Here is a 7221-nt window from a genome sequence, read left to right on the forward strand (position 1 = left end):
TCGTCCCCGTCGCCACACTGTTCTCCAGCAGGAACGCAACCGGTGCACGCCGGTGGATGGCCGTGCTTAGATGCCCCCGTTTCCAACGTCGAGGAGCCGCGTCATGTCCCGCCCCATCTCCATGCTCATCGCCGCCCTGCTCGTCGTTCCGAGCGGTGTAGGAGCGCAAGAAGGGGGCGAGATGACTCCCGAGAAGGTGGCGCAGATTCGCCGGGACGAAGCGGCGGCGATGAAGCAGGTGGACGAGGAGTTCGGCAACCGCAAGCCCTCGGAGATGAGCAACGAGGAGCGCGGACAGGCCAGCCGCAAGCAGGCCGCCGTCACCGCGGGGGTGATGGAGAAGCACGGCGTCACCGCGAAGGAGTACGAGCGCTTCACCGCGAAGATGGGCCAGGAGGGCAACGAGCGCGCCAAGGCTGAATCCCAGCGGCTGGAGGACCAGGCCAAGGCGTCCGCCGCGCGTCAGGCCGCCGCGGCGAAGGCCAGCGAGGAGAAGGAAGTCACCGTCCAGAAGGGCTTCGACAACGAGAACCCCGTCGAGCTGGAGTCGTCCGGCGACGGCGGCCCCGAGGTCGAGATCGGCATCCCCGTCGAGGACGAGGCGGGAGGCGAGGACGGCGAAGGCGTGGAGACCGCCGAGGGCGGGGGTGGAGGCGCGGTGGGTGCCGATGCCGCCGCGTCGGCCGAGGACACCGTGCAGGTGGAGGTCATGGGCGACGGCGACGCGAAGCCCGCGAAGAAGGCCGTGCGCCGCGCCAGCTCCGAGTCCAAGGCGAAGAAGAAGTTCGTCCGGAAGAAGAAGGCGAGCGACGACTGAGCGTCGTCCCACGGAGCCTGGGCCAATGCCCGGGCTTCAGCCCTTCCGGTGGTAGCCGAACTGCTGGGCCCGCTCGCGCCACGTCTCGTCGTACGGACAAGCGCAGTCGGTCTCCTCGGGCTCCGGGTAGGCGTAGCGCTCGCCCTTGAAGTTGCGGAAGACCGTCTCACGCTCGTTGCGCTCGACGACGTAGTCCGGCTGGAGCGTCACCTTGCCACCGCCGCCCGGCAGGTCCACCGCGAGGTGCGGCACGGCGAGCCCCGTGGTGTGGCCACGCAGCTGCTGGATGATCTCCAGTCCCTTCGCGATGGGCGTGCGCAGATGCTCGCAGCCTTCCGCCACATCCATCTGGTGCAGGTAGTACGGGCGCACGCGCGTGCGAAGCAGCAGGTGTGACAACTCCTTGATGATGCGCGCGTCCGAGTTGAGCTGCCGCATCAACACGGCCTGGTTCTCCACGGGCACGCCATGGTCCACCAGTCGCTCACAGGCCTCGCGAGCTTCGGGCGTCACTTCCTTCGGATGATTGAAGTGCGTGACGACGAAGACGGGCGCGTAGCGGCGCAGCAGGCTCGCCAGGGAGTCGGTGACGCGCATGGGCAGCACCACGGGAACCCGGGTGCCAATGCGAATCATCTCCACGTGGGGAATCTCGCTCAGCGGTGCGAGCAGCTCCTCCAGCCGCTGCTCGCTGAGCAGGAACGGATCTCCCCCGGAGATGAGGACGTCGCGCACCTCGGGGTGGCGGCGCACGTAGTCGATGCCCCGCCGCATCTGCTCCTTGGACAGCTCCGCCACGCCGCCCTGGGTGATGCGCCTGCGCGTGCAGTGACGGCAGTAGACCGAGCACGTATCCAGCGCCAGGAACAGCACCCGGTCCGGATACTTGTGGACGATGCACTCCTCCGGCCGCGTCTTGTCCTCGCCGAGCGGGTCCTCCAGCTCGCCGGGACGCACGCGAGCCTCGGCGCGCACGGGGATGGACTGCATGCGCACCGGGCAGAACGGATGCTCCGGGTCGATGAGCGACAGGTAGTACGGGCTGATGCCGATGCGGAACAGCGAGGCCGTCTCCTGGACGCCCGCGCGCTCATCGGCGGTCAGCGACACGTAGCGCTCGAGCTGCTCCAGCCCGCGCACCGCATGCCGCTGATGCCAACGCCAATCGGCCCACTCCGCGTCGGTGGCCTGGGGGAACAGGCGACGGCGCCCCTCGGCGCTCAACGAGGTCCGCTCGGAGCGAGGCTCCGGCGACAGGGGCACCACCAACGCGGGGGAATCCATCACGCCGCCTTCGTCTGTTCCCGCCACCACGCCTGGCCCGCCTCGGGCAGCGAGTCGATGGGGTCGAAGTACTCGTACTTCCGGTTGAGCGCCTCGGGGTCGTTCGCCTCGATGCCCGTGCGGTAGTTCTTGGTCCAGTACGAGATGCCTCGCTCGCGGTCGTACTCGGCGACCTGATGGACCCAGCGCTTGCCCACGAAGGGCACGTCACAGACGATGCGCGGCGTGGCGAAGCCCGGCATGTAGCCCATGATGTCGTGCTGAAGCCGCTGCGCCTGGTCCACCGACAGCCGCCAGTGCTCGCTGTTGGGGATCATGTCGCACATGTAGAAGTAGTACGGCAGGATCTTCGCGTGGTCGAGCAGCGTGAAACACAGCTCGAGCAGCGACTGCGCGCTGTCGTTCACCCCGCGCAGCAACACCCCCTGGTTGCGCACGTCGCGGAAGCCCATGTCCAGCAGCTTGCGCACGGCCTTGCCCACCAGGGGCGTGAGCTGCGCGGCGTTGTTGACGTGCGTGTGCATCGCCAGGTCCACGCCCCGCTCCACGGCCTTCTTCGCCAGCCGGTCCAACCCCGCCAGCACCGAGTCCTGCAGGAAGTGCTGGGGAATGGCCATCAGGCCCTTGCTGGCCAGACGGATGTCCCGGATGTTCGGGATGTCCATCAGCGAGCTGACGAACGGCTCGAGCTGCTGGATGGGCAGGTTCGCGATGTCACCGCCGGACACCACCACGTCGCGCACTGTCGGCGTGCGGCGCAGATACTCGAGCATCTGCTCGTAGCGATCTTTGGGTCCTATCGAGAATTTGTGTTTGCTGACCTGGGGCACGTCATTGCCCACCAGGTCCATGCGGGTACAGTGTCCACAGTACTGGGGACACGTGGGCAGCATCTCCGCGAGCACCTTGGTCGGATAGCGGTGCGTCAGCCCCTCGACGACCCACATGTCCTGCTCGTGGAGGCTGTCACGGCTGGCCTTCGGGTGGTTGGGCCAGTCCGTCAGACGGTCCGCGAAGGCGGGCAGCATGTAGCGCCGCACGGGGTCCTTCCAGAGGTCCTGGAAGTCCATCGTGTTGAGCATCTGCGGAGGCACGAGGATGGACATCGTCGCGCGCTCGCGCTGGTCGCGCTCCAGGCTCTCCGCCAGGTCATCCGGGAGCAGCGCGCCGAGCGTCGCCTTGAGCTCCTTCAGGTTCTTGACGGTGTTCTTGCGCTGCCAGACGGAGCTCTCCCACTCCGCCTGGGTGACGTCCTTGTACCCGGGGATGCGCTTCCAGTCGGGTTCGACGAACTCTCGGCGGAGCGGATAGGAAAAAGGCTGTTGAGCAGGACCGGCCTCGGTCTTGCCCCGGATGGGCGTCGTGGTCATGGCGCATTCCCTCAGCGTGTAGCGTCGCGGGCCGGGCGTCATACCGCGCCCGGCACCGGTTCATTCAACAATTCGACGACGCGCAGCCTGCCCGACTCCTCACTCGATGGCGACGTTGACGAGCTTCTCCATCTTGCCTTCCGCGATGGAGACAACGAATGGCTTGCTCGTCTTGCCATTGAGTTTGAAGGTGATCTTTCGCTTGCCCACCGGCAGGACCAGGGGGCTGCCGAGCGTCACCGGCGTCTGTCGGCCAGTCTTCTTTCCGTCGACGAAGATCTCCGCGCCTGCGGGCTTGGTGCTGCACGCCAGCGTCCCCGTGGCCTTCGACGGCGGCGGCTTGGGCGTCGGCGTCGGAGTCCTTGGAGTCGGGTCCCTGGGAGGAGAAGGATCCTTCTGGACCGTGGGCTTGGGGGGCGGCGGCTCGTCCTTGACGAGCTGGAACGGAACGGTCAGCTCGTCCCCGTCGCCCTTGGCGACGAACTTGCCGGAGTAGGGCTTGTAGCCCGCGAGCTTCGCCGTGAACTGGTAGGTCTTCCCCACCTCCAGGTTGGCCATCCGCGCATCGGGCGTGAGGCCCACCTTGCTGCCGTTCACGGAGATCTCCGCGCCCTCGGTGCCCTCGAACACCGCGGCGAGCTTCTTGGGCGCGGGCGGAGGCTCCACGGGAGGCGTGGGCGTCGTGGGGGGATCCACCTTCACCGTCGTCGGCGTGTCAGTGCCCGGCTTCACGTCGCTCGGGCTGTCGGTCCCTGGCTGGGCCGGAGGCGTGCCCACAGGCCCTGGGTCCGCGACAGGGTCTGGCTTGGTGTCCGGAGGAGGGGTTGGGGCCTGGGCCACTTCGACAGGCTTGGACGGCGGAGGCTCATCCGGCGGCGCGGCGTCGGGCACCAGGCTGAAGGACTCGGCGAGCGGCGTGCCCTCGACCACCTTCACGAACTTCCGCTCGGACTTGTGTCCCGGAGCGCTGGCGATGACCTCGTAGTCCCCGGCGGGAAGCGCCAGGACGGTGTTGGGCTCGACGGCCTGGTTGTTCACGGTGACGGACGCGCCCACCTGGGGCGTCACGGTGAAGATGACCTGCTCTCCCCCCGAGCCGCTCATCATGAGCGCCAGGAGCATGATCAACACGATGACGATGCCCGCCGCGGAGCCGAAGAGCACTGGCTTGGGCAGGTTCGCGAGCGTCTGCAGGAGCGGCGGCTGCCCCTTGCCAGAGCCCTTCGCCTTGGGCTTGGCCTTCGTGGGCTGGACGGGCTTGGCCTTCCCCTTCCCGCCCGCCTTGTTCGCCACGGGCGCCGGCGCCTGGGAACCGGTGACTTCATCCGGATCGTGCTGGTCGTCGGCGTAGGCACCATCGTCGTGCTGGCCGTAGCCGTCGTGGGTGTCGTAGCCCTCGTCCTGGGGCGCGTCGAAGGCGCCGGTGTCGTGGGGCTGCTGCGAGCCACGCTGCCCGCCACGGCCACCACGCCCCGTCTGGGCGACGGTGATGTTCCCCGTCGTCTCCTCGGGAGGCTCGTCCTCCATCGGCCTCGAGCGAGAGGGAGGCGCGGTCGGCGCCGGGCCAATCATCGTCGCGCCGGAGTAGGCCTCGCCGTCCTCGCTGGCGATGACGACCTGGGCCTTGGGCCCGCTCTTGCCCTTTCGCATCGAGGGCTCGGGCTCACGCGACGGATAGGCCGCGGCGGTGCCGCTGCCCTGGAGCGTGGGGTTCTCGGACCGCCCCGTGATGCTGTCGTCGACGAGCACGCTGCTCTCGGCGACACGCGTCTCCGGCGACATGAAGGTCTGGGTCGAGTCGACGATCTGCGTCTTGTCGCCCGCGCCGACGCCCATCTCCTCCAGCTCCTCAGCGGAGGGAGGCGGGATGAAACCCGGCGCCGGATGGCCCGGTGCCGTCGGGGCGCGCCCCGCGGGCGAGCCGGTTACCACGACCGCGGGCGGAGGGCGCTGCTTGGTGCTGCGCACCTGGGCGGGAGGCGGAACGGTGATGCCCGAGGTCTCGATTTGATCCGGACGCTCGATGCCCGCGAACCGCTCCATCTTCTCCGCCTCGCGGAGCATGTCCTCGGCGAAGGCCTCCTTCATGTAGGAGGACAGATGCTTCGACGAGTAGATGGCATCCCCCGCGAGGAGGAAGCGCATCAGGTCCTCCGCGAGGTCGGAGCCCCACTGGTAGCGCTCCTCCGGCTCGCGGGCGAGCGCCTTGAGGACGACCTTCTCGAGCCCCGGCGGGATGTTGGGGTTGAACTCGCGCGGCAGCGGGATGTCCGCGTTGCGCACCTTCTCCAGGGTGGAGAAGTCCGACTCGCCGACGAAGAGCTTCTCGCCGGTGAGCATCTCGTACAGCAGCACGCCGACGGCGAAGATGTCGCTGCGCCGGTCGATGGGCATGCCCCGGACCTGCTCCGGGCTCATGTAGCCGAACTTGCCCTTGAGGATGCCGGCCTGCGTCTTCTGCGAGCGGTTCGCCGCCTTGGCGATGCCGAAGTCGATGACCTTGACCTCGCCCTCGTACGAGATGAGGACGTTCTGCGGCGACACGTCGCGGTGGATGATGTGGAGGTCCTGGCCCCGCGCGTCCTTCTTGCGGTGGGCGTAGTCCAGGCCGTCACACAGCTTGGAGGCGACGAACACCGCCTGGGCGGTGGGCATGATCTCCTTGCGCCGGCGATACCGCTCCAGGATGGTCCGCACGTCGCGACCCGCCACGTACTCCATGGCGATGAAGTAGGTGTCGTCGTGCTTCCCGAGCTCGTGGATGTGCACGATGTTGGCGTGGTTCAGCTGAACGCTGATCCGCGCCTCATCGATGAACATCGTGATGAACTCTTCGTCCTCCGCCATCGTGGGGAGGATCTTCTTGATGGCGAGGATGCGCTCGAAGCCCTCGACGCCGAAGGCCTTCGCGATGAACACCTCGGCCATACCGCCGACGTTGATGCGCTCGAGGAGCAGGTACTTCCCAAAAAGGGTCGGCTTCTTCATCTCGTGGAGCGGTCCGAGGCCGGAGTGAGCACCGCGGCAGGCGGAGCGCAGACCGGGCGGAGGAGTGGACTCTAGTTCTGCACAGATACCGAGTCAAACACCTCGGCAGCCCCAAAAGCCGAAGGAATTCAGAAGGTTGAGGGGTTCAGAGGCCGCTCGGAGGCTGCATGGAGACCGGGCGCGGCGTCGTCTGTCGGACAGGACCTGGATGATCTCCGGCCGACGCCCCACATCGGCCCCTTGGATCCCACCCAGCGCCAGGCGCGAACTCGTGGCCAGAACGCGCCGCCCCGCCCGGCTCTGTCCACGACGAACGGCTCCAGCGATGCTCTTGGGGCACCGGTCAGGGACAAGCAGTGGCGTGGAGGCTTCCCGCGAAGGACGGCCCCAGCCGAACCACGAGGACACGCAGGCCCATGAGCCAGGCGCTGCCGAGCTCTTCGTGCACGCCGAGACTCCGTCTCCGACTGGGTGGAGCAGCGGAACGAGAGGCCGCGGGTGGAGTTGCGGCAAGAGGCGCTCAACGCGAGGTTCGCCCAAGGTCCGCGGGTTCGTGGCGAAAGCACACGAGGAGGACTTCAACCGCCTTGCGGAGGTCCTCGGCTCGCGGTGAAGTCCGCGAGGCAGTGCGGAGTGCGGAAAAAAGAAAAGCCCCCGTCGCACGAGGCGACGAGGGCTTCTCAAAAAGAATCCGGCAGCGACCTACTCTCCCACGCGGTTTCCCGCGGAGTACCATCGGCTCTGGAGGGCTTAACTTCCGTG

At 67.6% G+C, this 7221-nt stretch carries 4 protein-coding genes and 1 rRNA gene; 1 reads left to right on the forward strand and 4 read right to left on the reverse strand.

The annotated features are described in order from the left end of the window. Positions 1–103: 103 nt before the first annotated feature. Positions 104–817, forward strand: a complete 714-nt coding sequence (locus tag LXT21_RS38225) for a hypothetical protein (protein WP_254043167.1) — start codon at positions 104–106, stop codon at positions 815–817. Positions 818–853: 36 nt separating this feature from the next. Here LXT21_RS38225 and LXT21_RS38230 read toward each other — a convergent pair whose 3' ends face one another. From LXT21_RS38230 to rrf, 4 genes are all read right to left on the reverse strand, one after another. Beyond that, the gene (locus tag LXT21_RS38230; protein WP_254043177.1) at positions 854–2101 is read right to left on the reverse strand and encodes a KamA family radical SAM protein; all 1248 of its coding nucleotides are present in this window, start codon (positions 2099–2101) and stop codon (positions 854–856) included. Continuing rightward, positions 2101–3471 carry a KamA family radical SAM protein gene (locus LXT21_RS38235; protein WP_254043168.1) on the reverse strand — a complete coding sequence of 457 codons (1371 nt, stop codon included), beginning with the start codon at positions 3469–3471 and terminating at the stop codon, positions 2101–2103. The genes LXT21_RS38230 and LXT21_RS38235 overlap by 1 nt, the downstream gene beginning before the upstream one ends. Before the next feature lie 99 nt (positions 3472–3570). Next, entirely contained in the window at positions 3571–6459 is a 2889-nt protein-coding gene (locus LXT21_RS38240; RefSeq protein ID WP_254043169.1) for a serine/threonine-protein kinase, read from the reverse strand. 689 nt (positions 6460–7148) lie between these two features. Then, positions 7149–7221: ribosomal RNA gene (rrf, locus tag LXT21_RS38245) — 5S ribosomal RNA — on the reverse strand; the annotation flags it as partial.

The organism is Myxococcus guangdongensis (assembly GCF_024198255.1).
GTDB lineage: Bacteria > Myxococcota > Myxococcia > Myxococcales > Myxococcaceae > Myxococcus > Myxococcus guangdongensis.

What these genes read in the sequence shown, in the direction of transcription:
- LXT21_RS38235 (WP_254043168.1), bottom strand. Translation starts at nt 3,471, where the DNA reads ATGACCACGACGCCCATCCGGGGCAAGACCGAGGCCGGTCCTGCTCAA.
- LXT21_RS38225 (WP_254043167.1), top strand. Translation starts at nt 104, where the DNA reads ATGTCCCGCCCCATCTCCATGCTCATCGCCGCCCTGCTCGTCGTTCCG.
- LXT21_RS38240 (WP_254043169.1), bottom strand. Translation starts at nt 6,459, where the DNA reads ATGAAGAAGCCGACCCTTTTTGGGAAGTACCTGCTCCTCGAGCGCATC.
- LXT21_RS38230 (WP_254043177.1), bottom strand. Translation starts at nt 2,101, where the DNA reads ATGGATTCCCCCGCGTTGGTGGTGCCCCTGTCGCCGGAGCCTCGCTCC.